The organism is Streptomyces sp. NBC_00236, from assembly GCF_036195045.1.
Taxonomy (GTDB): domain Bacteria; phylum Actinomycetota; class Actinomycetes; order Streptomycetales; family Streptomycetaceae; genus Streptomyces.
Genome location: NZ_CP108100.1, coordinates 1,754,845 through 1,780,009 on the forward strand (window position 1 = coordinate 1,754,845; position 25,165 = coordinate 1,780,009).

23 protein-coding genes, 1 tRNA gene and 1 pseudogene are annotated in these 25,165 nt (G+C 70.9%); 11 read left to right on the forward strand and 14 right to left on the reverse strand.

Annotated features, from left to right (window positions below):
• Positions 1-16 precede the first annotated feature (16 nt).
• A complete protein-coding gene (locus OG446_RS07750; RefSeq protein WP_328893314.1) occupies positions 17-445 on the reverse strand; it encodes a Rieske (2Fe-2S) protein in 429 nt (142 codons plus the stop codon).
• A 251-nt stretch (positions 446-696) separates the two neighbouring features.
• Positions 697-3,738, reverse strand: coding sequence for an excinuclease ABC subunit UvrA (gene uvrA / locus OG446_RS07755; RefSeq protein WP_328893315.1), 3,042 nt, complete (start codon positions 3,736-3,738; stop codon positions 697-699).
• A gap of 175 nt (positions 3,739-3,913) precedes the next feature.
• Here uvrA and OG446_RS07760 point away from each other — a divergent pair, with 175 nt between their 5' ends.
• Together OG446_RS07760 and OG446_RS07765 are read left to right on the forward strand one after the other, a co-directional pair.
• Positions 3,914-4,603 carry a maleylpyruvate isomerase family mycothiol-dependent enzyme gene (locus tag OG446_RS07760; protein WP_328893316.1) on the forward strand — a complete coding sequence of 230 codons (690 nt, stop codon included), beginning with the start codon at positions 3,914-3,916 and terminating at the stop codon, positions 4,601-4,603.
• Between the two features lie 10 nt (positions 4,604-4,613).
• On the forward strand, positions 4,614-5,270 hold the full coding sequence (locus OG446_RS07765; protein ID WP_328893317.1) for an MBL fold metallo-hydrolase: 657 nt from the start codon (positions 4,614-4,616) through the stop codon (positions 5,268-5,270).
• A gap of 59 nt (positions 5,271-5,329) precedes the next feature.
• Here the strand turns inward: OG446_RS07765 and OG446_RS07770 are convergent, their stop codons facing one another.
• From OG446_RS07770 to OG446_RS07790, 5 genes are all read right to left on the reverse strand, one after another.
• Positions 5,330-6,343, reverse strand: coding sequence for a TerC family protein (locus OG446_RS07770; RefSeq protein ID WP_328893318.1), 1,014 nt, complete (start codon positions 6,341-6,343; stop codon positions 5,330-5,332).
• 262 nt (positions 6,344-6,605) lie between these two features.
• Positions 6,606-8,558, reverse strand: a complete 1,953-nt coding sequence (locus OG446_RS07775; protein WP_328893319.1) for a TerD family protein — start codon at positions 8,556-8,558, stop codon at positions 6,606-6,608.
• Positions 8,559-8,743: 185 nt separating this feature from the next.
• A complete protein-coding gene (locus OG446_RS07780; protein ID WP_123526718.1) occupies positions 8,744-9,322 on the reverse strand; it encodes a TerD family protein in 579 nt (192 codons plus the stop codon).
• Between the two features lie 131 nt (positions 9,323-9,453).
• Complete coding sequence (uvrB, locus tag OG446_RS07785) at positions 9,454-11,577, reverse strand: excinuclease ABC subunit UvrB (RefSeq protein ID WP_328893320.1); 2,124 nt, start codon at positions 11,575-11,577, stop codon at positions 9,454-9,456.
• A gap of 63 nt (positions 11,578-11,640) precedes the next feature.
• Complete coding sequence (locus tag OG446_RS07790) at positions 11,641-12,534, reverse strand: MHYT domain-containing protein (RefSeq protein WP_328893321.1); 894 nt, start codon at positions 12,532-12,534, stop codon at positions 11,641-11,643.
• Positions 12,535-12,746: 212 nt separating this feature from the next.
• Here OG446_RS07790 and OG446_RS07795 point away from each other — a divergent pair, with 212 nt between their 5' ends.
• The 3 genes from OG446_RS07795 to OG446_RS07805 all read left to right on the forward strand — a co-directional run bounded on the left by OG446_RS07795 (position 12,747) and on the right by OG446_RS07805 (position 15,744).
• Positions 12,747-13,733, forward strand: coding sequence for a glycerophosphodiester phosphodiesterase (locus OG446_RS07795; protein WP_328893322.1), 987 nt, complete (start codon positions 12,747-12,749; stop codon positions 13,731-13,733).
• 60 nt (positions 13,734-13,793) lie between these two features.
• Positions 13,794-14,336: a methylated-DNA--[protein]-cysteine S-methyltransferase gene (locus tag OG446_RS07800; RefSeq protein ID WP_328893323.1), complete on the forward strand. Its 543-nt coding sequence runs from the start codon at positions 13,794-13,796 to the stop codon at positions 14,334-14,336.
• Between the two features lie 109 nt (positions 14,337-14,445).
• Positions 14,446-15,744, forward strand: coding sequence for an MFS transporter (locus OG446_RS07805; RefSeq protein WP_328893324.1), 1,299 nt, complete (start codon positions 14,446-14,448; stop codon positions 15,742-15,744).
• Positions 15,745-15,874: 130 nt separating this feature from the next.
• Here the strand turns inward: OG446_RS07805 and OG446_RS07810 are convergent, their stop codons facing one another.
• Both OG446_RS07810 and OG446_RS07815 read right to left on the reverse strand, forming a co-directional pair.
• On the reverse strand, positions 15,875-16,237 hold the full coding sequence (locus OG446_RS07810) for a cupin domain-containing protein (protein WP_328893325.1): 363 nt from the start codon (positions 16,235-16,237) through the stop codon (positions 15,875-15,877).
• Positions 16,224-17,093: a class I SAM-dependent methyltransferase gene (locus tag OG446_RS07815; protein WP_328893326.1), complete on the reverse strand. Its 870-nt coding sequence runs from the start codon at positions 17,091-17,093 to the stop codon at positions 16,224-16,226. The genes OG446_RS07810 and OG446_RS07815 overlap by 14 nt, the downstream gene beginning before the upstream one ends.
• 88 nt (positions 17,094-17,181) lie before the next feature.
• Between OG446_RS07815 and OG446_RS07820 the strand changes: the two are divergent.
• Positions 17,182-17,745 (forward strand): annotated as a pseudogene (locus tag OG446_RS07820) (pseudouridine-5'-phosphate glycosidase); the annotation flags it as partial.
• Between the two features lie 20 nt (positions 17,746-17,765).
• Positions 17,766-18,668: a carbohydrate kinase family protein gene (locus OG446_RS07825; protein ID WP_328893328.1), complete on the forward strand. Its 903-nt coding sequence runs from the start codon at positions 17,766-17,768 to the stop codon at positions 18,666-18,668.
• A 9-nt stretch (positions 18,669-18,677) separates the two neighbouring features.
• On the opposite strand, the gene OG446_RS07830 is transcribed toward OG446_RS07825, so the two are convergent.
• A complete protein-coding gene (locus OG446_RS07830) occupies positions 18,678-19,325 on the reverse strand; it encodes a uridine kinase (RefSeq protein ID WP_328893329.1) in 648 nt (215 codons plus the stop codon).
• A 67-nt stretch (positions 19,326-19,392) separates the two neighbouring features.
• On the opposite strand from OG446_RS07830, the gene OG446_RS07835 reads away from it, so the two are divergent.
• Positions 19,393-19,758, forward strand: coding sequence for a nuclear transport factor 2 family protein (locus OG446_RS07835; RefSeq protein ID WP_328893330.1), 366 nt, complete (start codon positions 19,393-19,395; stop codon positions 19,756-19,758).
• A 64-nt stretch (positions 19,759-19,822) separates the two neighbouring features.
• Here the strand turns inward: OG446_RS07835 and OG446_RS07840 are convergent, their stop codons facing one another.
• Positions 19,823-20,329 carry a cupin domain-containing protein gene (locus OG446_RS07840; protein WP_389261297.1) on the reverse strand — a complete coding sequence of 169 codons (507 nt, stop codon included), beginning with the start codon at positions 20,327-20,329 and terminating at the stop codon, positions 19,823-19,825.
• Positions 20,330-20,418: 89 nt separating this feature from the next.
• Complete coding sequence (locus tag OG446_RS07845; protein ID WP_328893332.1) at positions 20,419-21,096, reverse strand: winged helix-turn-helix transcriptional regulator; 678 nt, start codon at positions 21,094-21,096, stop codon at positions 20,419-20,421.
• An 85-nt stretch (positions 21,097-21,181) separates the two neighbouring features.
• Between OG446_RS07845 and OG446_RS07850 the strand changes: the two genes are divergently transcribed.
• Together OG446_RS07850 and OG446_RS07855 are read left to right on the forward strand one after the other, a co-directional pair.
• Complete coding sequence (locus OG446_RS07850; RefSeq protein WP_328893333.1) at positions 21,182-22,393, forward strand: pyridoxal phosphate-dependent aminotransferase; 1,212 nt, start codon at positions 21,182-21,184, stop codon at positions 22,391-22,393.
• Positions 22,394-22,423: 30 nt separating this feature from the next.
• On the forward strand, positions 22,424-23,041 hold the full coding sequence (locus tag OG446_RS07855) for a C39 family peptidase (protein ID WP_328893334.1): 618 nt from the start codon (positions 22,424-22,426) through the stop codon (positions 23,039-23,041).
• 323 nt (positions 23,042-23,364) lie between these two features.
• On the opposite strand, the gene OG446_RS07860 is transcribed toward OG446_RS07855, so the two are convergent.
• Positions 23,365-23,451, reverse strand: a tRNA-OTHER gene (locus OG446_RS07860).
• A 33-nt stretch (positions 23,452-23,484) separates the two neighbouring features.
• Positions 23,485-24,216, reverse strand: coding sequence for a DUF7873 family protein (locus OG446_RS07865; RefSeq protein ID WP_328893335.1), 732 nt, complete (start codon positions 24,214-24,216; stop codon positions 23,485-23,487).
• Between the two features lie 198 nt (positions 24,217-24,414).
• Between OG446_RS07865 and OG446_RS07870 the strand changes: the two genes are divergently transcribed.
• Positions 24,415-24,948: a DUF3574 domain-containing protein gene (locus tag OG446_RS07870; RefSeq protein ID WP_328893336.1), complete on the forward strand. Its 534-nt coding sequence runs from the start codon at positions 24,415-24,417 to the stop codon at positions 24,946-24,948.
• Positions 24,949-25,165: the final 217 nt, after the last annotated feature.

Below are 25,165 nucleotides of genomic sequence, written 5' to 3' on the forward strand. Positions count from 1 at the left end.
ACGGTGGGCGGCCGGTTCAGGCGTCGGGGCCCGCGATCAGCTTCCCGCCTTCGACCTTGACCGGGACCGAGGGCAGCGGCACGGTCGCGGGGCCGTGCAGAGCCTTGCCGGTCGTGGTGTCGAAGAGGCTGCCGTGGCAGGGGCAGTGCCCCTCGTTCTTCTCGACCTTGTCCAGCAGGCAGCCCGCGTGGGTGCACTGGGCGCTGAACGCCTTGTACTGCCCCTTGGCCGGGCAGCTGACGATGACGCGCTGCTCGCGGTAGAGCTTGGACTCGCCGACCGGGATCTCGTCGGGGGCGCCGAGCTCGACGGGCGCGGTCGGGGTCGGGGTCTCGGCGTGCCCGAGCTTCGATTCGGTCGAACAGGCGGCCACTCCCAGCCCGGCGACGCCTGCGAGAGCGGCGCCCTTCAGCACGGTGCGGCGGGCGGTGGGCTGGCCGGACATGCGGTCTCCACGGGTCAGAGGGGTAAGGGTGCCAGGGCTGCCGGGGCGCCTGAGCAGCGGTGCAGCGGTGACGTATCCGACGATACCGGCGGAGCCGGGCGCCCTTGCGCGCGGGCCGGTCACGCGCGGTCGTGCCTGGTCGGGGCCGGTGCGGGAAGCGACGGTGCACGCCGGGGCGGGCGCGACGCCGGACACGGCGAGGTGGCGGCCCCTCCGGAGGGGCCGCCACCTCGCACCGCGCGATCGTGGTGTCAGGCCTTGCGCGCGCGGGTCGTCTTCTTGGCCGCGGACTTCTTCGCCGCTGCCGTCCCGGTGGCCTTCGCCTTGGCCGTGGTGGCCTTCGCCGTCGCCGTCTTCCGCGCGGGGGCGGACTTCGCGGCGACCGCCTTCTTCGCGGCCGTCTTGCGCACCGGCTTGCGCGCTGCGGGCACGGCCGCCTCGCTGACCCGGTCCGCGTCCAGGATGCCCTGGAGGAACTTCCCGGTGTGGCTGGCGGGGACGCCCGCCACGAACTCCGGGGTGCCCTCGGCGATGACCAGGCCGCCGCCGTTGCCCCCCTCGGGGCCCATGTCGATGACCCAGTCGGCGGTCTTGATGACATCGAGGTTGTGCTCGATGACGATCACCGAGTTCCCCTTGTCGACCAGGCCGGAGAGCACCTTGATCAGCTTGGAGATGTCCTCGAAGTGCAGACCGGTGGTCGGTTCGTCCAGGACGTAGACCGTGCGTCCGGTGGAGCGCTTCTGGAGCTCGCTGGCGAGCTTCACCCGCTGGGCCTCACCGCCGGAGAGCGTCGGCGCGGACTGGCCGAGCCTGACGTATCCGAGACCGACCTCGTTGAGCGTGCGCAGGTGACGCGCGATGGTCGGGACGGCCTCGAAGAACTCCAGGCCCTCCTCGATCGGCATGTCCAGCACCTCGGCGATGGACTTGCCCTTGTAGTGGACCTCCAGGGTCTCCCGGTTGTAGCGCGCTCCGTGGCAGACCTCGCACGGGACGTACACGTCGGGCAGGAAGTTCATCTCGATCTTGATGGTGCCGTCGCCGGAGCAGTTCTCGCAGCGGCCGCCCTTCACGTTGAAGGAGAACCGGCCCGGGAGGTAGCCGCGGACCTTGGCCTCCATCGTCTCCGCGAACAGCCGGCGGACGTGGTCGAAGACGCCGGTGTACGTCGCCGGGTTGGACCGGGGCGTCCGGCCGATGGGCGACTGGTCGACGTGCACCACCTTGTCGACGAGGTCGTCCCCGTCGACCCGGGTGTGGCGGCCGGGCACCGACTTGGCGCCGTTCAGCTCGCGGGCCAGGTGGGTGTAGAGGATGTCGTTGACCAGGGTCGACTTCCCGGAGCCGGAGACGCCGGTCACGGCGGTCAGCACGCCGAGCGGGAAGGAGACGTCGATGTCCTGGAGGTTGTTCTCCCGGGCACCGTGGACCGTGAGCAGGCGCGAGGGGTCGACGGGGCGCCGGATCTCGGGCATCGCGATCGACTTCTTGCCGGTCAGATACTGACCGGTGATCGACTTGTCGTTGGCCAGCAGCTCCTTGAGCGATCCGGAGTGGACCACCTTGCCGCCGTGCTCCCCGGCGCCGGGGCCGATGTCGACGACCCAGTCGGCGACCTTGATGGTGTCCTCGTCGTGCTCGACGACGATGAGCGTGTTGCCCATGTCGCGGAGGCGGACCAGGGTCTCGATCAGCCGGTGGTTGTCGCGCTGGTGCAGGCCGATGGACGGCTCGTCCAGCACGTACAGCACACCGACCAGACCGGAGCCGATCTGGGTGGCGAGCCGGATGCGCTGCGCCTCGCCGCCGGACAGGGTGCCCGCCGCGCGGTTCAGCGAGAGGTAGTCGAGGCCGACGTCGACCAGGAACTTCAGCCGCTCGTTGACCTCCTTGAGCACCCGCTCGGCGATCTTCTTGTCACGGGCGTTCAGCTTCATGCGGCCGAGGAACTCGGCGCACTCGCTGATCGACATCGCGGCGACCTGGGCGATGGACTTCTCCATCACCGTGACCGCGAGGACGATCGGCTTGAGCCGGGTGCCCTCACAGGTCGGACAGGGCACCTCGCGCATGTAGCCCTCGAAGCGCTCCCGGCTGGAGTCGCTCTCCGCCTCGGAGTGCCGCCTCTTGACGAACTGCACCGCACCTTCGAAGGAGGGCGTGGTGTAGGCGCGCTCGCGCCCGTACCGGTTGCGGTAGCGGACCTCGGTCTGGATCTTGTGGCCGAAGAGCAGGGCCTTCTTGGCGCGCTGCGGCAGCCCGGCCCAGGGGATGTCCGTACGGAATCCGAGGGCTTCGGCCAGGGCGTTGATCTGGCGGCCGAAGTACTCCTTGGTGTGGCCGTGCGACCAGGGGTGGATCGCGCCCTCGTCGAGGGACTTGTCCTCGTCCGGGACGATCAGCTCCGGGTCGACCTCCATCCGCGTGCCGATGCCCGTGCAGTCGGGGCAGGCGCCGAAGGGGGAGTTGAAGGAGAAGGAGCGCGGCTCCAGCTCCTCGAACGAGAGGTCGTCGTACGGGCAGTAGAGGTGCTCGGAGTACATCCGCTCACGCTCGGGGTCGTCCTCGGGGAGGTCGACGAAGTCGAGCACGACCATGCCGCCGGAGAGGCCCAGCGCGGTCTCGACCGAGTCGGTCAGCCGGCGCTTGGCGCTGTCCTTCACCGTGAGGCGGTCGATGACCACCTCGATGGTGTGCTTCTCCTGCTTCTTGAGCGTGGGCGGCTCGGAGAGCTGGATGGTCGCGCCGTCGACCCTGGCCCTGCTGTACCCCTTGGTCTGCAGGTCGGCGAAGAGGTCGACGAACTCGCCCTTGCGCTCGCGGACCAGCGGCGAGAGCACCTGGAAGCGGCTGCCCTCGGGCAGGCCGAGGACCTTGTCCACGATGGCCTGCGGCGACTGGCGCGAAATGGGACGGCCGCACTCGGGACAGTGCGGCTTGCCGATCCTGGCGAAGAGCAGCCGGAGGTAGTCGTAGACCTCGGTGATCGTGCCGACCGTCGAGCGCGGGTTGCGCGAGGTCGACTTCTGGTCGATGGAGACGGCGGGCGACAGGCCCTCGATGAAGTCGACGTCCGGCTTGTCCATCTGGCCGAGGAACTGCCGGGCGTACGAGGAGAGGGACTCCACGTAGCGCCGCTGGCCCTCGGCGAAGATCGTGTCGAACGCGAGCGACGACTTGCCCGACCCGGAGAGCCCGGTGAAGACGATGAGGGAGTCGCGGGGGAGGTCGAGCGAGACGTTCTTGAGGTTGTGCTCGCGAGCGCCACGGACGATGAGACGGTCGGCCACGCCGGTCCGCACCTTTCTAGAGAGAAGCGGGGGAACTGAGCCCCTGCCCCAGGGTATGGGGGGTGCCACAGCGATGTACGAAGCTTTCGACTCCGAGCGTATAGCACGCGCATTCGATTTACGGACGGCTGATGACTCCTTCACCCGAATGAGTGGCCGACGCTAGGCTCGACCCATGACTGATCATGCGCACGACCTGGCCGCACTGCGGGAAGCGACCGACCGGCTGCTCAGCGCCACGGCGAAACTGGACGACGCGGCACTCGCCGAACCGTCGCGTCTCCCGGCCTGGAGCCGGGGTCATGTCGTCGCGCACCTCTCACGTAACGCCGACGCGCTGGTAAATGTTCTCCAGGGCCGGCCCATGTACGCAGACAGCGAAACCCGCGACGGTGACATCGAGCGCGACGCGCCCCGGCCGCAGGCGGAGCAGCTCGCCGACCTGGCCGCGAGCGCGGACCGCTTCGTGGCGGCCACCGCGGCCCCCGCCGACTGGTCGCGCACCGTCACGCTGCGCAACGGTGTGACGGACTCCGCCTCCCGGATCCCCTTCCGCCGCCGCGGCGAGGTCGAGCTGCACCACGTCGACCTGGGGATCGGCTACGAGCTGGAGGACCTGCCGGACGAGTTCACCGCCCGGGAGATCGACTTCCTCGCCGAGCGCTTCGGCCGGCACCCCGCGGTCGTGTCGACGGCCGTGACCGACGACCGGGGCCGGGTCTGGACGACCGGCGGCGGCGCGGAGGGCGGACCCGTGGCCGTCCGCGGCACGGCTCCCGAACTGCTCGGCTGGCTCAGCGGCAGGCGCGACGGGTCCGCCCTGACCGTCGAAGGCGGAGCCCTTCCCGCGCTGCCCCCGCTATAGGCTGAGAGGCATGACGTACAGCGGAACGGTCAAGGTCGGCGGGCGTGCGGACGTACACGAGTTGACGGATCTGATGATCTCCAAGGTCGCCGTCGGCCCGATGAACAACAACGCCTATCTACTGCGCTGCCGGGCGACCAGCGAGCAGCTCCTGATCGACGCGGCCAACGAGGCCGGAACCCTGCTGACGCTGATCGGTGACGACTCGATCGCCTCGGTCGTCACCACGCACCGGCACGGCGACCACTGGCAGGCGCTGGGTGAGGTGGTCGCGGTCACCGGTGCGCGGACGTACGCGGGGCGGTTCGACGCCGAGGGGATCCCGGTCCCGACGGATGTGCTCGTCGAGGACGGCGACACGATCAGGGTCGGGCAGGTCGCACTGACCGCCCGCCATCTGACCGGCCACACCCCGGGCTCGATCGCGCTCGTCTACGACGACCCGCACGGTGCTCCGCACCTGTTCACCGGGGACTGCCTCTTCCCGGGCGGGGTCGGAAACACGAACAAGGACCCCGAGGCGTTCGCGAGCCTGCTGCACGACGTGGAGACCAAGCTCTTCGACCCGCTGCCCGACGAGACCTGGGTCTACCCGGGACACGGGCACGACACCACGCTGGGCGACGAGCGTCCGCACCTGCCGGAATGGCGCGCCCGGGGCTGGTGACATGGCGGCGGGGTGACGGCCGCGCATCCGCGCCCGTCACCCCGCCCTCCGCTCAGGTGTCAGGCGTCGACGCCGGCACCCTTGTCCGCGGAATCCTCCGCCTTGCCGGCCTTCACCGCGGCCTCGGCCTCGGCCGTCTTCCTGTTGGCGATCAGACTGGTGATCGTGGTGATCACCAGCACCCCGCAGATGACGCCGAGCGAGACCGGGATGGAGATCTCGGGGACGTGCACCCCGGACTCGTGCAGCGCGTGCAGCACCAGCTTGACGCCGATGAAGCCGAGGATGACCGAGAGCCCGTAGCTGAGGTGGACCAGCTTCTTGAGCAGGCCGCCGATCAGGAAGTACAGCTGCCGCAGCCCCATCAGCGCGAAGGCGTTGGCGGTGAACACGATGTACGGGTCCTGGGTCAGGCCGAAGATCGCGGGGATGGAGTCCAGCGCGAACAGCACATCGGTGGTACCGATGGCGAGCATGACGACCATCAGGGGCGTCAGGACACGCTTGCCGTTGTTGCGGATGAAGAGCTTGGTCCCGTGGTACCGGTCGGCGACACCGAAGCGGCGCTCGATGTTCTTGAGGAGGCGGTTCTCCTCGAACTCCTCTTCCTCCTCGTCGGCCCGTGCCTCCTGGATCAGCTTCCAGGCGGTGTAGATCAGGAACGCCCCGAAGATGTAGAAGACCCACGAGAAGTTGGCGATGACCGCGGCGCCCGCGGCGATGAAGATCGCCCTCAGCACCAGGGCGATCAGCACGCCGACGAGCAGCACCCGCTGCTGGAGGTGGGAGGGCACCGAGAACTTCGCCATGATGAGCACGAAGACGAAGAGGTTGTCGACGCTCAGCGATTTCTCGGTGATGAAGCCGGCGAAAAACTCGCCCGAGGCCTGGCTCTCGCCGAACACGAGCAGGCCGAGCCCGAAGAGGGCGGCCAGCGCGATCCAGATGATCGTCCAGATTCCGGCTTCCTTGGTCGATACGTCATGGGGCTTGCGCCCGATGAAGAAGTCGACGGCGATGAGGGCGCTCAGACCAAGAATGGTCAGCGCCCAGAGGGTCCATGAAACGTCCACTGCGCCTCCGGCAGTTCGCTACGGCTACTGATCAGCGTCGTCGCTGCCGGAGGTCTCTTCCACCTGGGCGCACGGGATGCGCGCCTGGGCCGGCGCCCCGGGACCGGTCACAGTCCGTACTGACGGGAACGCCGCGATCGGGAGTACTCCCCTCCGCTCAATGAACAGTACAGGGAACACCAAGGAAAGGTAAAGAGAAGGGTAAAGATGCTCCAAAACGCCAGGTGGGAATGGGTGTGGCCATAGCGGCCGGGCCGACCGGTCAGCGATGCCCGGTGCGGCGCGCGGCTGCCACGCGCTCCAGAACCTGCTCCAGCACGCGGCTGCCGGGCGGGGTCGCGGGCGGCTCGTACGTCCAGGCGTGACCGACCCAGGGGTCGGCCAGATGGTCGTCGGCGACCGGGGTGACGCGGAGCAGGGACCGCCACAGCGGGTCGAGAACCGGACCGTACGCGGAGGCGTCCTCCCGGTCCGCGACCATCATGAGATGCACGCCGACGGCGGGCCCCTCGTCCGCGAGATAGCGCAACTGGGTGACGGCACGGTCGTCGAAGCCGTGCGGGAAGTCGTTGACGATCAGCAGCTGCTCGGCCGGGTCCAGGTCGGGCGGCAGCGAATCGGCGGCTCCGGCCCTGATGGCCATCTGCACGAGGTCGACGCGCCGGGTGAGGTGGGCGAGGACGGAGGACACTCCCCCGGGGCCGGACGCGGGCGGGCTCGCGAGCACCCCGGCGCCGACCAGCGGGGCCAGCGCCGCGGCGGCGGAGCCCGCCGGGTCGATGACATGGACCGAGAACTCGTTCGGCGGGTAGACGGCGAGCATCCGCGCCGCGTGCAGAACGGCGCTCTCCATGGCCAGCCGGCGCAGCTGGTCCGTATCGGTCAGGGCGGCGGCCTCGGACGCCGTGCGTCCGCTGTCGATCCACATGCCACGCTCCAGCGGCAACCGGACGAGCAGCGGAATGCTCATCCCGCTGCTCTCCGGCAGGTGGAGGTCACCGATCCGCAGGGCCATGGGGATCTCCATCGGGACGCGGTAGGCATGCCAGACGGGGCTGTCCCAGCCCGCGTACGCGGGGGGCAGCGCGGGCTCCACCACGGCGGCCTCGGCGGCGAGCTGGGCGAGGTCGCGGTCCAGTGCCTCGCGGGCCCGGCCGGTCAGCTCGTCGCGCTTGGCCCGGGCCTGCTCACGGGCCCGGTCGCCCGCGCCGCCGATCCGGCTGCGCGGATCGGACAGGGTCCGTTCCAGCTCCTGGTCCATCCGGGATTCGGCGAAGTCGACGGCGCTGCGGTACGCGGCGGTGGCCCGGGCCAGGTCCTCGAACATGCCCCAGACCTGGTTGTAGAGGCGCTCGTCCATCGACCAGCCGGTCGCGTCCCCGGCCACGGGGGTCGCGGGCCTGCCGGGCTGGGCGGGCGGCGCAGCGGGCGGAGGCGGCGGGGGCGCGGTCGACTCGCGGCGAGGGTGCGCGTAGTCGATGGGGCCCCCCGCGGACGGCGGGGCCGGGGCGACCGGGGCGGTGGGCGCGGAGGACGGCGAGGAGGGCTCGGGCTGCGGGGCCGCCTGCGGCCGTCCGGCGCTCTGGGGCGCCGCGGGGCCTCCTGCGTGTGTGACCCGGCCGCCCTCCGGGGTGCGGGGCGGGGGCGGGGTCACCGAGCGGGCCAGTCCGCGGGCTACCGCTTCCTGGATCGACCTCGCCAGTTCGGCTGCCCCCGCGACGCCCTGGTCGGCGAGCATCGCGGCGAGACCGCCGGCGTAACCCTGCCCGACCGCGCGGACCTTCCAGGCCCCCTGCCTTCGGTAGAGCTCCAGAGCGGCGACGGCGGACTCGCTGTCCAGGCCGGTCAGGGTGAAGGTGGCGATCTCCGCGCCGTCGAGTCCGGTGACGGCGACGAAGGGCGAGGCCACGGTCCCGAACCGGGTCGGGCCGCCCGCCTCCAGCGGCAGCGCCAGCAGCACGGTGACCCGGTGCACCGCCTCGGGCAGGGCGTCGAGGTCGACCGCGAGCCGGTGCTCGGCCGCGGCCTGCCTGGACACCTCCAGGCCCGGCAGCTGCGGGGAGCCGGGGTGGGCTATCCACTCGACGCCGTGCACGGTGCCGTGCTCGTCCCCGAGCGTGGCACCGGCCACGACGGGCGCGCCGGCCGAAACCCGGATCTCCAGACGGGTCTGGGGCAATGTGTGGTTCTGCCCCCGGACCAGCTCGGCCGTCATTGCCCTGTCCCCTCGACGAGTTGCTGCTGCGCGATGCGGTGTCGTGCGTGGTGCGGCGCCGGGCGGCGCCCCGATGCCGTGGCGTACGTGGTGGCGGCGCCGGTGCCGCGATGCGGTGCAGCTCCCGGCGGCCGATGCTGCCGGGAGCTGCGCGTCGCGATGCGGACCCGTGGGTCCGGCACTGCCTACAGGTGCGGCAGGATCGCCGGCATGAGGTCCTGGAAGGTACGGCCGTTGGCCGGGTTTCCGATGGCGGTCATCTGCCACCCGCTCCCCGAACGGTGCACCTTCGCCATGATCTGGGCGGTGTACTGCCCGCCGCCGTCCAGCGTGTAGCGGGCGAGCTCCTGGCCGTTGGTCTCGTCCACGATGCGGCAGAAGGCGTTCTGCACCTCCTGGAACGTCTGGCCGGTGAAGGAGTTCACCGTGAAGACGATCTGGTCGATGTGGACCGGCACCCGCTGGAGGTCGACCAGGATCGCCTCGTCGTCGCCGCCCGAGCCGGCGCCGCCGACCAGGTTGTCCCCGGTGTGCTTGACCGAGCCGTCGTCGCTGACGAGGTGCCGGAAGAACACGACGTCGACCGGCTGCTTGTCGGCGAACAGGACCGCCGAGGCGTCCAGGTCGATCTCCCGGGTGCGCGAGCCGAACAGACCCCGGCGCGGAGCCGCTTGCCAGCCGAGCCCCATCCGTACCGCGGTCAGGGTCCCCCCGTCGCTCTTCTGCAGGCTGATGGCCTGACCCTTGGTCATATTGACCGTCACGCGCTGTCCCCTCTCCGCTGTCCCCGCAACCGTCCTTGCGCGGTTTTCCAGCACCCTACGCATTCACACCACGGACACAGCCACCGCGGGCCGTTTTGTGTCGGTCCTGCAACACACCGGGTTCCCCGGGGTCAGGCCAGACCCGCCTCCCGCATCTGGCGCAACTCCTTCTTCAGCTCCCCCACCTCGTCACGCAGCCTGGCGGCCACCTCGAACTGCAGGTCGGCGGCGGCGGCGCGCATCCGGTCGGTCATCTCCTCGATGATCCCGGCGAGCTCCGTGGCCGGGCGGTCGGTGACCGCAGCCTTGTCCCCGCCGGCCTTCCCCTTCGCGGCGCCGGCCTTGATGCCCAGCGTGGGCACGGGCGCCTTGGTCCCCTTGCCCTGGCGGTAACCGGTGCCGAGGAGTTGCTCGGTGTCGACCTCCTCGCGGGCGATCGTCGCGACGATGTCGTTGATCTTCTTGCGCAGCGGCTGCGGGTCGAGTCCGCGCTCGGTGTTGTACGCGATCTGCTTCTCGCGGCGGCGGTTGGTCTCGTCGATGGCCTGCGCCATCGCCGGGGTGATCTTGTCCGCGTACATATGGACCTGCCCCGACACGTTACGGGCCGCACGTCCGACGGTCTGGATCAGTGAGGTGGCCGAGCGCAGGAAGCCCTGCTTGTCGGCGTCGAGGATGGCCACGAGCGACACCTCGGGCAGGTCGAGTCCCTCGCGCAGGAGGTTGATCCCGACCAGGACGTCGTACTCGCCTGAGCGCAGCTCCCGCAGCAGCTCGATACGGCGCAGGGTGTCGACGTCGCTGTGCAGATAACGGACCTGGATGCCCAGCTCCAGGAAGTAGTCGGTGAGGTCCTCCGACATCTTCTTGGTGAGGGTGGTGACCAGGACCCGCTCGTCCTTCTCGGTGCGCTTGCGGATCTCGTGCACCAGGTCGTCGATCTGGCCCTCGGTGGGCTTGACGACGATCTCCGGGTCGACGAGGCCGGTGGGCCGGATGATCTGCTCCACGAAGCCGTCGCCCCGGGAGAGCTCGTACTTGCCGGGGGTGGCGGAGAGGTAGACCGTCTGGTTGATCCGTCCGAGGAACTCCTCCCACTTCAGCGGGCGGTTGTCCAGGGCCGAGGGCAGCCGGAAGCCATGGTCGACGAGGGTCCGCTTCCGGGAGGCGTCTCCCTCGTACATCGCACCGATCTGCGGGACGGTGACGTGCGACTCGTCGAGGACGAGGAGGAAGTCCTCGGGGAAGTAGTCGAGGAGGGTGTGGGGAGCGGTGCCGGGGTCGCGGTCGTCGAAGTGCATCGAGTAGTTCTCGACACCGGAGCAGGTGCCGATCTGGCGGAGCATCTCGATGTCGTACGTCGTACGCATGCGCAGCCGCTGGGCCTCCAGCATCTTGCCCTGTTTCTCCAGCTCGGCGAGACGCTGCTCCAGCTCCTTCTCGATGCGGCCGACCGCCCTCTCCATGCGCTCGGGGCCCGCGACGTAGTGGCTCGCGGGGAAGACGTGGAGCGACCGGTCCTCGCTGATGATCTCGCCGGTGAGCGGGTGGAGCGTGGAGAGGGCCTCGATCTCGTCACCGAACATCTCGATGCGGACGGCGAGCTCCTCGTAGACCGGAAAGATCTCGATGGTGTCGCCGCGCACCCGGAAGGTGCCGCGGGTGAACGCCAGGTCGTTGCGGGTGTACTGCATCTCGACGAAGCGGCGCAGCAGCTGGTCGCGGTCCATCTCGTCGCCCACTTTGAGCTGGACCATCCGGTCCACGTACTCCTGCGGGGTGCCGAGGCCGTAGATGCAGGACACGGAGGCGACCACGACGACGTCCCGCCGGGTGAGCAGCGAGTTCGTGGCGGAATGGCGGAGCCGCTCGACCTCCTCGTTGATCGAGGAGTCCTTCTCGATGTAGGTGTCCGACTGCGGGACGTAGGCCTCGGGCTGGTAGTAGTCGTAGTACGAGACGAAGTACTCGACGGCGTTGTTCGGCAGGAGCTCGCGGAACTCGTTGGCCAGCTGGGCGGCGAGGGTCTTGTTCGGCGCCATCACCAGGGTGGGGCGCTGGAGCTTCTCGATCATCCAGGCGGTGGTCGCCGATTTGCCGGTGCCGGTCGCGCCGAGGAGCACGACGTCCTTCTCACCTGCCCGGACGCGCCGCTCCAGCTCGGCGATGGCCGCCGGCTGATCGCCACTGGGCTGGTAGGGACTGACGACCTCGAAAGGCGCCACCGAACGTTCGATCTTCGAAACGGGCCGCATGCAACCACCGTACGACCCCCCACTGACAACGGGGCCGGGACAGGGCACGCGGCGGCCCCGCGGTCACCAGTCCTGGGGCTGCGTGGAGTCCTGGCGCTGCTGGGAGTGGAACGAGGCCGGGTCGGCGTGCGTACCGAACCGGGGAACCTGGCGCTGGGCCGGGATGCCGGGCATCCGGTCCTCTCGGCCGGCCGCGGGGTCGTTCCAGTCGGGGGTGCCCATGACCACCAGGGGATCGAACATCACGACGACGGCGGCCAGCAGCAGGAAGCACGCCGGGCCGACCAGCATGGGGACGAGCAGCGCGGTCGCACTGTCGCCGGAGCCCGGGGAGGAGCCGGTGAGGGCGGCGGGGTGGAGGTGGACCCTGAGAGCGGCCATGCCCGTGTAGTGCATCCCGCTCACCGCGACACCCATGACGACGCTGGCGCCGAGGCTGGGCAGGAAGCCGTGGATGGAGACCGCGGCCCAGAGTGCGGCGGTCGAGGCCACCACGGCGACGACGACCGAGAGGGACACGGTGATCGTGTCGTACTCGAACTGCCCATCAAGTCGCATACCGGCCATGCCGAGGTAATGCATGGAGGCCACACCGAGTCCGGTGATCGTTCCTCCCGTCACCAGCGCCATGCGGGTGGCGCCGCGGTACCCGACCAGGAAGATCCCGATACCGACCATGACGATCGCGACGGCGAGGCTGGCGAAGGTGATCGCCTTGTCGTAGCCGATCGGTACCTCTTCGACGGTGAACCCCACCATCGCGATGAAGTGCATCGTCCAGATGCCGGAGCCTATGGAGGTCGCACCCAGAGCCAGCCAGCCGGCCTTGAAGGAACGCTCGGTACGCAGGGACCGGGTGGTGCAGCGCAGGCCCAGGGCCGCGCCGAGACAGGCCATGAGGAAAGCGGCCACGGGAGTGACCGCCCCGTAGCCGAAGCCGTCGATTGTGCCCTGCATGCTCGTACGCCCTTCGCAGAAGCCCGGGTTCGGATGACCCTAAGGCGCAAGGCCCGGCAAACAAACAGAAGAGCTGCATTTTATCGACCGGGAAGGCGGCCCGTGACCCGGTCCCCGAGGTGCGTTCACGTCGTGGCCATCCGTCGCCCCTTCCCTGTTCGGGGACGGCTGGGACCCTCGGGCCGTCCGTAACTCTGACGCAAGGAGTCCACGTGTACGCAGGCACCGCAACCGCCTCCGCCGCTGCCGCCGCCCTGCTGGGCGCCGGCGCGCTGCTGATGTCGAGCACGGCCGCCGGGACGCCGGGTACGGACGCCGCCCCGGCCGGACGCACCGCGGCGGTGGCCCACACCGTCGGCGCCCCCGCCGCGACGGCCGTCGGCACCGGCGTCCGGACAGTGAGCGACGTGGCCCGGGGCCGGACGGACGACCCGCTCGTCATCGCCCACCGGGGTGCGTCGGCGTACGCCCCGGAGAACACCCTGGCGGCCGTGGACAAGGCCGACGTCCTGGGCTTCGACTGGGTGGAGAACGACGTCCAGCTGACCAGGGACGGCGTGCTGGTCGTCATCCACGACACCGATCTGAAGCGGACCACGGATGCCGAGGAGGTCTTCCCCGACCGTGCTCCGTGGGCGGTCAAGGACTTCACGGCCGCCGAGATCGCCCGGCTGGACGCGGGCAGCTGGTTCGGTCCGCTGTACGCCGGCGCCCGGGTGCCGACACTCCGGCAGTACCTGCACCGGATCGGGCGCAACGACCAGAACCTGCTCCTGGAGATCAAGAGCCCCGAGACCTATCCCGGAATCGAGCAGGCGACCCTGCGGGTCCTGCGCCAGGAGGGGTGGCTCGACCGCGAGCACGTCCGCAGCCGTCTGGTGATCCAGAGCTTCGGGGCCGGCAGCGTGCGCAAGGTGCACGAGCAGCGCCCGGACGTCGTCACGGGCTTCCTCGGCACTCCGGCCGTCGCGGACCTGCCGTCGTACGCGGAGTTCACCGACCAGATCAACCCTGCGTACACCTCGGTCTCGGGCGAGTACGTGGCGGCGGTGCACGCGCTGAAGGGCCCGCACGACAAGCGGCTCCGGGTCAGCGCCTGGACGGTCAACGACGCCGAGCACGCGCTCCGGGTGGCCGGCTACGGCGTGGACGGCATCATCACCAACGCCCCCGACGTGGTGCGTGAGGCCACCCGCTGACCGCTCGGGGACACCAGGAGCCGGCGTCCGTTGTCAGTGGGCGGTCGTACGGTGGTGGCCATGAACAGCGACGGGGTTGTCGAGTGGGCCGTGGTCGACAGTGACATCGGCCCGCTCCTGCTGGCCGCGACCGGAGCCGGGTTGGTGACCGTGGTCTTCCACGCCCGGCCGGCGGTCCGGGACAAGGCGCTGGACCGGTTGCGCACCCGGCTCGGCGCCGAACCCGTGGAGTCACCCGGCTCCGCGCGCCTCGCCGAACCCATACGCCAGCTCGCGGCGTACTTCGCGGGCACGCTGCGGGAGTTCTCGCTCGACCTGGACTGGTCGCTGACGAGCGGCTTCAACCGCCAGGTGCTCCGCGAACTGGCGACGGGTGTGCCGTACGGCGCGGTCGCCGGCTACGGAGACCTCGCCGACCGGGTGGGCCAGCCCGGCGCGGCCCAGGCGGTCGGCGCCGCGATGGGGTCCAACCCGCTGCCCGTGGTGGTGCCCTGCCACCGGGTGGTGGAGAGCGACGGCGGGCTCGGCGGCTTCGGCGGCGGGCTGGAGACGAAGCGGCAGCTGCTGGCTCTGGAGGGTGTGCTGCCGCAGCCGCTGTTCTGAGCCGGCCGGGCCCGGCGGGGTCGTGCCCGGATCCGGCACGACTGCCGTGACCTGCGGGGGTCCGGACGCGGGGGTTCGGACTCTGCGTGCCGCCTGGCACACTGCGTCGGTGCCCCACACCATCAACGCTCCCGATACCCCCGACGGCCCCGTCTCCGCCGGACCGGTCACCGCGGCGGACCTGCCCGCACTCCGGCGCAGGACGTCCGGCGTGCTCATCGCCAGTCAGATACTCGGCGGCCTCGGTGTGCCCATCGGCATCGCCCTGGCCCCGGTGCTGGCGACGCGCGTCAGCGGCTCCGAGGCGCTGTCGGGCCTCGCGCCCACCGCGTCGGTGACCGGCACGGCCCTGCTCTCGCTGCCACTGGCCGCACTGATGACCTCGCGGGGCCGCCGCCCCGGACTGGTGCTGGCGTATCTGATCGGGGCGCTCGGCGCGGGCCTCGTGGTGCTGGCGACCGTCGTGGAGAGCTTCCCGCTGCTGCTGCTCGGCATGGCCGGGTTCGGTGCGGGTTCCTCGGCCAACCTCCAGGCCAGATTCGCCGCCGCCGATCTCGCCGAACCCGACCGCCGCGGCCGGGCGATCTCGACCGTCATCTGGGCCACCACCATCGGCTCGGTGCTCGGGCCCAACATCGCGGCCCCGGCGGGCCGGGTGTTCCGGGGCACCGCCGTCTCGGAGACGGCCGGCCCGTTCGTCTGGGCGGCCGGCATCTTCCTGCTCGCCGCCGTCGTGGTCGCGGTGCTGCTGCGGCCCGATCCCCTCCTCACCGCGCGCGCCCTGGCGCCGCAGGAGAACCGGTCGGCCGGGGGCCGTTCGCTGCGCGCGGGTCTCGCGGCCGTGCGGGCCTCGCCCATGGCCCGGCTCGCCCTGGTGACCGTGACCGTCTCGCACACCGCGATGGTCTCGATCATGGTGATGACGCCGGTCGACCTCGGCCACCACGGCGCGGACCTCCAGCTGATCGGGCTGGTGATCAGCGGCCACATCGCCGGGATGTACGCGTTCTCGCCGGTCATGGGCTGGCTGGCGGACCGTTTCGGCCGCCTCACCGTCATCGGGCTGGCCGCCGGGCTCCTCGCCCTCGCCGCACTGCTGGCGGGTACCGCGGGCGCCGCGCACGGCAGGACCGCGGCCGGCCTGTTCGTACTCGGCCTCGGCTGGTCCGCCGGCCTGGTGGCGGGTTCGGCGCTGCTCACCGACTCCGTACCGCAGGCGGCGCGCGCCGCCGTGCAGGGGCTGTCGGACCTCACCATGAACGCGTCGGCGGGCATCGGCGGCGCGGTCGCCGGCGTGATCGTCTCCCAGGCCGGCTACGGCTGGCTCAACCTGACCGGAGCGTGCCTGCTGCTGCCGATGGCGGCACTGGCGCTGCGCCGGAGCCTGACCCACCGCGCCACGGCCTGAGAGCGGGAGCGGCGCGAGAGCGGGAGCGGCGCGAGAGCGGAAACGGGCTGAGCGCGGGAGCGGCCCGAGCGCGGGAGCAGCCCGAGCTGCCCGCGCTGCCCGCGCTGCCCGAGGCCGGGCCACCGGACGCTCAGAGGCTGATGTGGTACGCCTTGCGCAGCGTCTCGTGCACCGTCCACGTCGTGCGGTCGCCCTCGCGCAGCACACAGGCGTCGCCGGGTCCGATCTCCAGCGTGGCGCCGCCCTCGACCGCGACGGTCGCACGTCCGCTGACGACCACGAACAGCTCATTGGCCTCGGTGTCCGTGACCACGCCCGGCGTGATCTGCCAGATCCCGCGCACCTGCTTGCCGTCGGCCGACTCCCACAGCACCTTGCCGGTGACCTCGGGCTCGCCCGACACGATCTGTCCGGGTTCCAGCGGTTCCGGCTCAAGGACGGCGTCCGGGATGTGCACGGCGAAGGAGGCGGGAGCTTGATCAAATGTGGTCATGGCCGGTCACCTTAGCCACCGCCTCCGGACGCCGCGCCACCAGGACGGGCTGGAAGAAGGCCGACTCGTCGGGCTCGTGCCACACGGGCTCCCGCAGCCCCGCCCGCGTCGTGAACTCGACGAGCTGATCCTGCGACAGCGCCCAGTACGAGGTGCGCCGTGTACGCACGCTCCAGCCGTCCCCCGAGTCCCCCTCCCTCTCGGATTCGGCCGGTGCGTCGGGCAGCAGCTGGAAGTGCTCCAGGTCGTAGCGCTCGCCGTCCGGCCGCCAGTGCCACAACTGGAAGGTGACCACCCGGCCCCCTTCCCCCTCCCTGACCTGCGGGGGCGTGGATGCCGGCCGTTCGCGGCGCAGCCGGTCGTACGGCCGGGTGGACAGCAGCAGCACGCCGCCGGGCCGCAGCACCCTTCGCATCTCGCCGAGTGCGGCCAGCACCGCCTGCGGAGTGAGCAGGTGCGGCAGGGAGTTGTCGGCGCAGACGACGACGTCGAACGAGCCGTCGCGAAACGGAAGCTTCGTCATGTCGGCGGCGGTGACCGGCAGCGTCAGCCCGCGCGAGGCCGCCTCCCTCCCGGCACGGGTCGCCGCGACGGGGCTCAGATCGCTCCCGGTGACCCGGTACCCCAGCGCCGCCAGCCCCAGCGCCTGGGTCCCGATGCCGCAGGCGCAGTCCAGCACGTCGTACGCGACGGACCCGTTGCCGGAACCGACCGTTCCGCCGATGAGCGCCGCGAGCGCGGCCGCCTGCCGCGCGATGCTCGCCTCCCAGTCCGTGTAAATGAGGTCGTACCCCGCGGCCAGGTCGTCGTAGAAGTGCCGAACCGCAGGCGACGGAGAGTCAGTCAGAGACTTCATGGTCCGACGCTACGTCTTGCGCGGCGACTTCCGGCCGCCGGGACGGGCGCACGTTTGATCCCGCCCCGGCCGCGACAGGGATGTGAACATGTCACCCACTGAGCCGGCCGACGCCGCCCCCCGCGCTCCCGTTCTCTCCGCGGAGGTGCGGGCCGCCCTCGCCGAGGACCGGCCCCTCGTCGTCGCCCTGGAGTCGACGATCGTCGCGCATGGTCTGCCCCGCCCGCGCAATCTGCGGGTCGCCGAGGAACTGGAGGGGCTCGTGCGGTCGCCGGGTGCCGTGCCCGCCACGGTCGCCGTGCTGGACGGCAGCGCCCGGGTCGGCCTGGGCAAGGCCCAGTTGGAGCGGATCGCCGAGGACCCTGCGAGGCACAAGCTGGGGCACCGGGACCTCGCACCGGCACTGGCGACGGGGGCGAGCGGTGCCACGACGGTCTCGGCGACCGCGTTCCTCGCCGCACGGGCGGGGCTGCGGGTCTTCGCGACCGGCGGCCTCGGAGGCGTACACCGGGGCCGGACCGCGACACAGGACGAGTCCGCCGATCCGCGGCTGCCGGCCCGGACGGGCATCACCGTCGTCTGCGCGGGAGTGAAGCCGATCCTGGACGTGCCCGCCACGCTGCGGCGCCTGGAGACGCTCGGGGCACGGATCACCACAGCCTGGGCCACCCGGTGACCGGCGGCCTTCTCGTCGTCGGTGACGTGGTCACGGACGTGGTGGCGCGGCACGGTCCGGCGCTGCTCCACGGCACGGACACGGCGGCCCGGATCCGGACACGGGCCGGTGGTGCGGGGGCCAACGTGGCCTGCTGGGCCGTACGTTCGGGCTGCCGTGACGTGCGGCTGGTGGCCCGTGTCGGCGCCGACTCCGCGGACTGGCACCGGGACCGGCTCCGGCGGGCGGGAGTACGCGACCTGCTGGCCGTGGACGACGACGCGCCGACGGGCACCGTCGTCGCGCTGGTCGACCCCTCCGCCGAGCGCACCTTCCTCACCGACAGCGGGGCCGTGCTGCGGCTCTCCCCGGAGGACTGGTCACCCGCGATGCTCGATGGCATCGCCCACCTCCATCTCTCCGGTTACCTCCTTTTCGCCACGACCAGTTGTGCGACGGCTCTGCTCGCCCTGCGGGAGGCCGGGCGGCGGAGCATTCCGGTGAGCATCGACCCGGCATCGGCCGGGTTCCTCGCCGAGCTGGGCGTCGACCGGTTCCTGGCCCTGACCGAGGGCGCGGATCTCCTGCTGCCCAACGCGGACGAGGCCCGGCTGCTCACAGGGCTCACCGAACCTGCGGACGCCGCCGCCAAGTTGAGCCTGCTGGTCCGCCAGGCCGCCGTCACCCTGGGCGAGGGCGGCGCCCTGCTCGCCACCGCGGGAACGGTGACCGCCCGCGTTCCGGCCGAACCCGTGCCCGAGGCCGTGGACTCCACGGGGGCCGGTGACGCGTTCACCGGAGGCTTCCTGGCGGCCCGGCTGGCGGGGGCCGACGACGCGTCGGCCATGGCGGCGGGGTGCCGGGCGGGGTCGGAGGCCGTCACGACCGTGGGCGGCCGGCCCCCGCTGCCTGCCGGGTGACGCCTCCCGCTACCCGTCCCGCCGCAGCCCGGTCCAGGCGGGACGGTGCGGATCGTCGGCCCTGACGACCGCGTCCGCGTTCTCGGAGGGCGCCGCCTCGTCCTCGTAACGGGCGAACGCGGGCAGGGTCCACTGCTCGTCCTCCGGCGTGCGCCGCCGCAGCGCACCGGCCGACAGCCGCAGATGGACACTCAGGTCGAACGGGAACCAGTGCCCCAGCAGCAACGGCCCGTGCAGGACCAGCACCCCCCCTTCCGGCAGATGCCGGTACGGGCTCCGCGTGGCCCGGTCCGTGACCGGATCCCACAGATCGGGCAGCACCCGCCCGCTCCCGCCCGGCTCCAGCGGACCGAACACCTCACGCCACAGGGCCCCGGTGTCGAACCAGCTGCCGTAGTACGAGTCGGGGTCCCGTCTTCCGTACTCGTAGCGCAGACTCGCCGGCCGCAGGAACCCCGCGGTGGACACCGGGAGCACCGCCCGGCCCCGCAGCCGCAGCCCCTGGGCGACGGACTCGGCCAGTTCGGCGGTACGGGCCGCCGGAGCTCCGTCGACCGCGATCCTGAGCCAGGGTCCGCCGTCTGCGGGCTTCAGCGCGTCGGCGTGCGCGGCCAGCTCGTCTGCCAGCCGCTCCCAGGTGATCGCTTCGAATCGCACATGTCCATCGTGCACCGTCGCCGAAAACGTGCGGCATCCACCGGCCCCGCCCGTTACGGTCCTGCCCATGGATCTCGAATTCGCCCGCGGGTTCGCCACGCAGTGGCAGGACGACTGGAACTCCCACGACCTGGAACGCATCCTGGCGCACTACCACGAGGACGTGACGTTCAGCTCGCCCATGATCGCGCGGTTCACCGGCGAAGCCTCCGGCACGGTCCGCGGCAAGAGCGAGCTGCGCGCGTACTGGGCCCGGGGCCTGGAACTCATCCCCGACCTGGAGTTCGAGGTGATGGACGTGCGGGCGGGCGTCGACACGCTGGTGATCGACTACCGCAACCAGATCGGGGGCCGGGTGTACGAGGTGCTGACCTTCCGCGACGGCCTCGTGAGCGCCGGCCTCGGCGCGTACGGGGAGACACTCGCCCGCTGACGGTCGGCGCCCGGCGGTCCTGCGAGAGTCCCGGGACGCCAGAGGGCGGTGCCTCGCGCTGCCGCTACTTCTCTCCGCAGTCCACCGCGTCGGCGTCGTCGGAGAGCGGGCTGCCCTCCGGCAGCAGATAGGTCACCCAGAGGACGACGGGTTCCGTGCCCAGATTGCGGCCGACGTGGCGGTGCCGGGCACCGGAAGGCTCGATGAAGGACGTGCCCGCTGGGGTCACTTCGACCGTGCAGTCGTCCAGGGTGCGGGTCAGCGTCCCGGACTTGACGACGGCGATCAGCTGGCCGCGGTGGGTGTGCCAGCCGGTGGAGCCGCCCGGCTCGACCGTGATCGTCCGGAAGGTGACGTCGGTCCGCCCCTTCGGCGCCTTCACCTTCAGTTTGCCCACCGAGGTTCCTTCGGCGACCACAGTGCCGCTCACCCCGCTGCCGGGGGTGGCGACGGCCGCCGCCGGTACGAAGCCGAGTGCGGCCACGCAGCCCCCGATGACAAGCGCCTTGCCCAGGCGCCGCTGCTGTCCCTGTCGACCCTCCTGCCGCTCCTGCTGTCTGCCACTTCGCACGGGCAACTCCTTCTCATCGGTGTCCCGGACATCCCAAATGCCCCGACGCTACCCAGAAGTTGACCGATCGAATCACGCCACGACAACCCTCACGCGCCGCGCAGCTCCACGGCGAGCGGCCCCTCGCCCGACACCTCGATCCGTCCGTCCTTGACGGCCTCGGCGAACGTCAGCTCTCCCCGGCCCAGCGCCAGACAGAGCGCCGCGTCAAGGACGATGCGCGCGTCGGCACGGGTTGCGGGCCCGTCCCCGTAGACCGGTTCGCCCGGCGCCTGCTTCCCCGTACGGACATGGAACTCGCCCTCGTCCAGGTGCACATCGACCACCCCGCCGGCGACCGATCCGCCGAACCCCTCCAGGGCGCGCAGCAGCGGAAGGGCGAACCAGTGCGCCCGGACCGCGTCCGTGGGCCGCCGTTCCACGAGTGCCGGCGCGCCCCATTCGGCGAGCGCCGCGAGGACGGGCAGCAGCCCGTGCCCCCGCTCGGTCAGTTCGTACACCGAGGCGGCGGCGGGCGGTGGCAGTCTGCGGCGGGTGACCAGCCCACCCTGCTCCATGTCCTTGAGCCGGGAGGCGAGGACATCCGTGCTGACTCCGGGCAGGTCGGCGTGGAGATCGGTGTAGCGCCGGGGACCGGCCAGCAGTTCGCGGACGATCAGCAGGGTCCACCGGTCACCGACCGCGTCCAGCGCCCTGGCGCCGGCACAGAACTGGTCGTAACTCCGGCGGCGGGCCGGGCGGGTTGCGGGCTGTTGCTGACGTGGCATGCGACGCAGTCTAGACATGTTGTTGGACTTTCCAAGCCCAAGCTTGGTAAAACCAAGTATCGCAATCGGGTCGGGGAGGCACCGCATGGAATTCCGCCAGTCCAGCAAGCTCAACGAGGTCTGTTACGAGATCCGGGGCCCGGTCATCGAGCACGCCAACGCCCTGGAGGAGGCGGGCCACAGCGTGCTGCGGCTCAACACGGGCAATCCGGCGCTGTTCGGCTTCGAGGCGCCGGAGGAGATCGTCCAGGACATGATCCGGATGCTCCCGCAGGCCCACGGCTACACGGATTCGCGCGGCATCCTGTCCGCCCGCCGGGCCGTCGCGCAGCGCTATCAGGCCATGGGGCTCAGCGAGATCGGCGTCGACGACATCTTCCTCGGCAACGGTGTCTCCGAGCTGATCTCCATGGCGGTGCAGGGGCTGCTGGAGGACGGTGACGAGGTACTCATCCCCTCCCCCGACTACCCGCTGTGGACCGCGGTGACGACGCTGGCCGGCGGGAAGGCCGTGCACTACGTGTGCGACGAGGAGTCGGACTGGAACCCCGACCTCGCCGACATGGCCTCGAAGATCACCGACCGCACCCGGGCCGTCGTGATCATCAACCCGAACAACCCGACGGGTGCCGTCTACCCCCGCGAGGTGCTGGAAGGCATCCTCGACCTGGCCCGCAGGCACGGCCTGATGGTGTTCGCCGACGAGATCTACGACCAGATCCTGTACGACGACGCCGAGCACCACAGCGTGGCGGTGCTCGCCCCCGACCTGGTCTGCCTCACCTTCAGCGGGCTGTCGAAGACGTACCGCGTGGCCGGGTTCCGCTCGGGCTGGATGGTGGTGTCGGGACCCAAGCAGCACGCCCGCAGCTACCTGGAGGGGCTGACCATGCTCGCCTCCATGCGTCTGTGCCCCAACGCGCCCGCGCAGTACGCGATCCAGGCCGCGCTCGGCGGCCGCCAGTCCATCCGGGACCTGGTGGTGCCCGGCGGCAGGCTGTACGAGCAGCGCAACCGCGCCTGGGAGAAGCTGAACGAGATCCCCGGGGTGTCGTGCGTGAAACCGAAGGGGGCGCTGTATGCCTTCCCGCGCATCGACCCGAAGGTGCATCCGATCATCGACGACGAGAAGTTCGTCCTGGACCTGCTGCTGCGCGAGAAGATCCAGGTCGTACAGGGCACCGGCTTCAACTGGGCGCGGCCCGACCACTTCCGGATCCTGACCCTCCCGTACGCTGACGATCTTGACGCGGCGATCAGCCGCATCGGCCGCTTCCTGGCCGGGTACCGGCAGTGACCGGCCACCGGAGATGAACGGAGACCGCTCGTGAGCTGTCCTGCCTGCCGGGTCCCCGTCCAGACACAGTTCGCCTCGTTCGAGCTCGTCGGGCCGATCGTCGAGGGCGGTCTTGACCCGGCATCCGATCCCGCCTGGGCGGACTCCGGCGCGAAGTCGCCCGCCGAGTACGCGCGCTGGGCCGGTCATCTGTGCGGTATGACCTGTCTGCGCATGGCGCTCGGCGCCGACGCCCCGTCACTCTTCTCGCTGCGGGACGGAGCGCTCGAGTACGGCGCGTACACCGAGGACGACGACGGCGAGATCCGGGGACTGGTCTACGCCCCGTTCGCCACGTACGTACGCGAGAAGCACGGCCTGGAGGCCACCGTCCACCGTCATCTCGCACCGGCGGAGATCCTGGACCTGCTGGACGAGGGCCGGTCCGTCATGGCGTCCGTCCACTACGCGATCCGTCACCCGCAGCGGCCCGCGCCGGGACGCGGCGGCCATCTGGTGCTCCTGACGTCGCGCACGGCCGACGGGACGGGCGTGCATTTCCACAACCCGTCCGGCACATCGGCATCGACCCGGGCGGCGGAGCTGCCACTGGCCGGCTTCGAGCGCTTCTTCGCCGGGCGCGGGGTGTCGCTGCGCGCGACGGGGTGACGCGGGCCCGGGAACGGGAGCGGGCCCGGGGGCGTAGCCGGCCCCCGAGCCCTGTGGTTGCCGCCTGTACGGCACGCCGGCACTTTTAAAGGTCCCGTGTCAGTTTTATGTCGCCGTGTCCTGCCTTTAGACGACCGCAGACCGAAGCTCCGCGGGCCGGAGTCGAACCGGCATCTCGACGCACACGGGCACGGGCCCGGTTGATCCGGCGATAGGCGGCGCATGCTGAGTCTGGAGCAAGAGTCTGAGATTGATCGCGGCCTGCCTCTGCCATTTGGGCCACCCCGGCCCGTATCCGTACGGGACGTACGGAGGTGCGAAAGTGCCGGGGGGAGGACTCGAACCTCCACTTGAGCCGCGTCGTCACGACAAACTTCAGTTTCAGCTTTGCGCTCCTCGCGCACCCCGGCCGCGTCGACCGCCGCCGGGGATTCCATGGTCGGTCACCCGAAGAGGTAACCGAAGACCGCGTCACCCACCCGCTGGTCCGTGACGTCCACGCCGTTGGCCTCCTCGCGGGCGAACTTGACGGCCTGCTGGAGCTTCTCCACCCGGTCGAGCAGTTCGTTGATCCGCCGCGCGGGCAGCGCACCGGAGAACTTGACCGTGGTCCAGTAGCCGATGGGGATGTCCTCGTAGTACACCTCGACCTGCGCCGGGTGCTTCTCGGTGGCCTCCGCCTTCACGTGGTTGCGGGGCACCTTCTTCGTCCGCAGGGTCCGCACCGGCTCGGTCTTCCAGGAGTCGGTGGACGGGTCCTGGCTCCATGCCTCGGAGGCGTCGAGCACCGGGAGCTTGCGGACGAAGGTGTTGATGTCCGTGAGCTGCTTCTCCAGGAAGAGCAGGTACGACACCGGCACGCCGCTCACCAGCACGCGTCCGTCGACCGAGACGTCGGCGCGGGCCGCGCAGTTCGCCCAGTCCTTGGTGGCGGTCACGTCGAAGAGGCGGGTCAGCGTCGCCGCGGTCTCCCGCAGCACGTCCTCGGCCTTGATCTGCACCAGGGTCGACTCGGGCGGCAACTGCTCGCCCTCCTCGTCCTTCGGCTGGTAGGTCCGGGAGATCCCGGCCAACAGACCGGCCTTCTGGAGGCCGTGATGCGCCGCCGTCAGGTCCTGGTGAGCCTTGGACTTGACGCCCTTCTCCACTGCGATGATCTGATTGAGTTTCGCCACGTCCAGGAAGCTAGCAAGAGCAACACGCGTCGCACCAACGGTTTTTGTCGCCCCGAAACCGACCGGGAGACCCCCGCCCGCCCGTTCGGGTGGTTTCCGCGCGACGCCCCTGCGCCGCCGCTGCCGGGCGGGGGCGACTTGCCACAGTGAGCCCGGCGCGTCCGCGCCTGCCCCGCTTCCGGAACGAAGGGCTTCCTCATGTCCCGCCTGCCCCACCCCACCGCCGCGAACGACCCGGGCTCGTCCGACGGCTCCCCGGCTGTCCGCCGCCGCCCACGTCGTCGTGCCGCGCTCGCCGCGGCCACGGCGGGCCTCGCGGTCCTGGCCGTGGGCACACCGGTCGCCTACGCCACCCTGGGCACCGACTCCCCCGCGGACGCCCGGCCGGCTGCCGCGCGGGGCAAGGCATACATCGAGACACGGCTGTTCTTCGGCACCGAACGCCCCGACGGCGGCCCGGATGTGACCGACCGCCAGTTCCTGGCCTTCATCGACGCCGAAGTCACCCCGCGCTTTCCCAACGGGCTGACCATCCAGGACGGCCGGGGACAGTGGCGGGACTCCAACGGGGTCATCGAGCGGGAGCGCAGCTACGAACTGACCCTGCTCTACCCGGCGTCCGAGGCCCGACTGCGCGATCCGCAGATCGAGCGGATCCGCAATGCCTACGAGAAGGCGTACGCCCAGGACTCGGTGGCGCGGCTGGAGGAGCGCACGACGGCCGACTTCTGATCCCTGGCCGTTTCCCTCCGGTCTCTGAATCCCTGACTGTCTCCCTCCGGTCTCTGATCCCTGGCCGACTTCTCCGATCTAAGAATTCCTGGCTGCCTTCTCCGACGTCCGGCCCGCGGCAGTTTTCGCCGCTGATGCAGCCCGCCCGCTCCCCGGCACCATCCCCCGGCTCCCTCGGACGACCCGCCCGGCACAGCGCCCGAGCCGTCCGGTACTG

Bases quoted from the DNA above. Each gene is read 5' to 3' on its own strand.
- OG446_RS07750 (WP_328893314.1), bottom strand. From the start codon at position 445: ATGTCCGGCCAGCCCACCGCCCGCCGCACCGTGCTGAAGGGCGCCGCT.
- OG446_RS07760 (WP_328893316.1), top strand. From the start codon at position 3,914: ATGACTGATCATGCGCACGACCTGGCCGCACTGCGGGAAGCGACCGAC.
- OG446_RS07765 (WP_328893317.1), top strand. From the start codon at position 4,614: ATGACGTACAGCGGAACGGTCAAGGTCGGCGGGCGTGCGGACGTACAC.
- OG446_RS07775 (WP_328893319.1), bottom strand. From the start codon at position 8,558: ATGACGGCCGAGCTGGTCCGGGGGCAGAACCACACATTGCCCCAGACC.
- uvrB (WP_328893320.1), bottom strand. From the start codon at position 11,577: ATGCGGCCCGTTTCGAAGATCGAACGTTCGGTGGCGCCTTTCGAGGTC.
- OG446_RS07790 (WP_328893321.1), bottom strand. From the start codon at position 12,534: ATGCAGGGCACAATCGACGGCTTCGGCTACGGGGCGGTCACTCCCGTG.
- OG446_RS07800 (WP_328893323.1), top strand. From the start codon at position 13,794: ATGAACAGCGACGGGGTTGTCGAGTGGGCCGTGGTCGACAGTGACATC.
- OG446_RS07810 (WP_328893325.1), bottom strand. From the start codon at position 16,237: ATGACCACATTTGATCAAGCTCCCGCCTCCTTCGCCGTGCACATCCCG.
- OG446_RS07815 (WP_328893326.1), bottom strand. From the start codon at position 17,093: ATGAAGTCTCTGACTGACTCTCCGTCGCCTGCGGTTCGGCACTTCTAC.
- OG446_RS07835 (WP_328893330.1), top strand. From the start codon at position 19,393: ATGGATCTCGAATTCGCCCGCGGGTTCGCCACGCAGTGGCAGGACGAC.
- OG446_RS07845 (WP_328893332.1), bottom strand. From the start codon at position 21,096: ATGCCACGTCAGCAACAGCCCGCAACCCGCCCGGCCCGCCGCCGGAGT.
- OG446_RS07850 (WP_328893333.1), top strand. From the start codon at position 21,182: ATGGAATTCCGCCAGTCCAGCAAGCTCAACGAGGTCTGTTACGAGATC.
- OG446_RS07870 (WP_328893336.1), top strand. From the start codon at position 24,415: ATGTCCCGCCTGCCCCACCCCACCGCCGCGAACGACCCGGGCTCGTCC.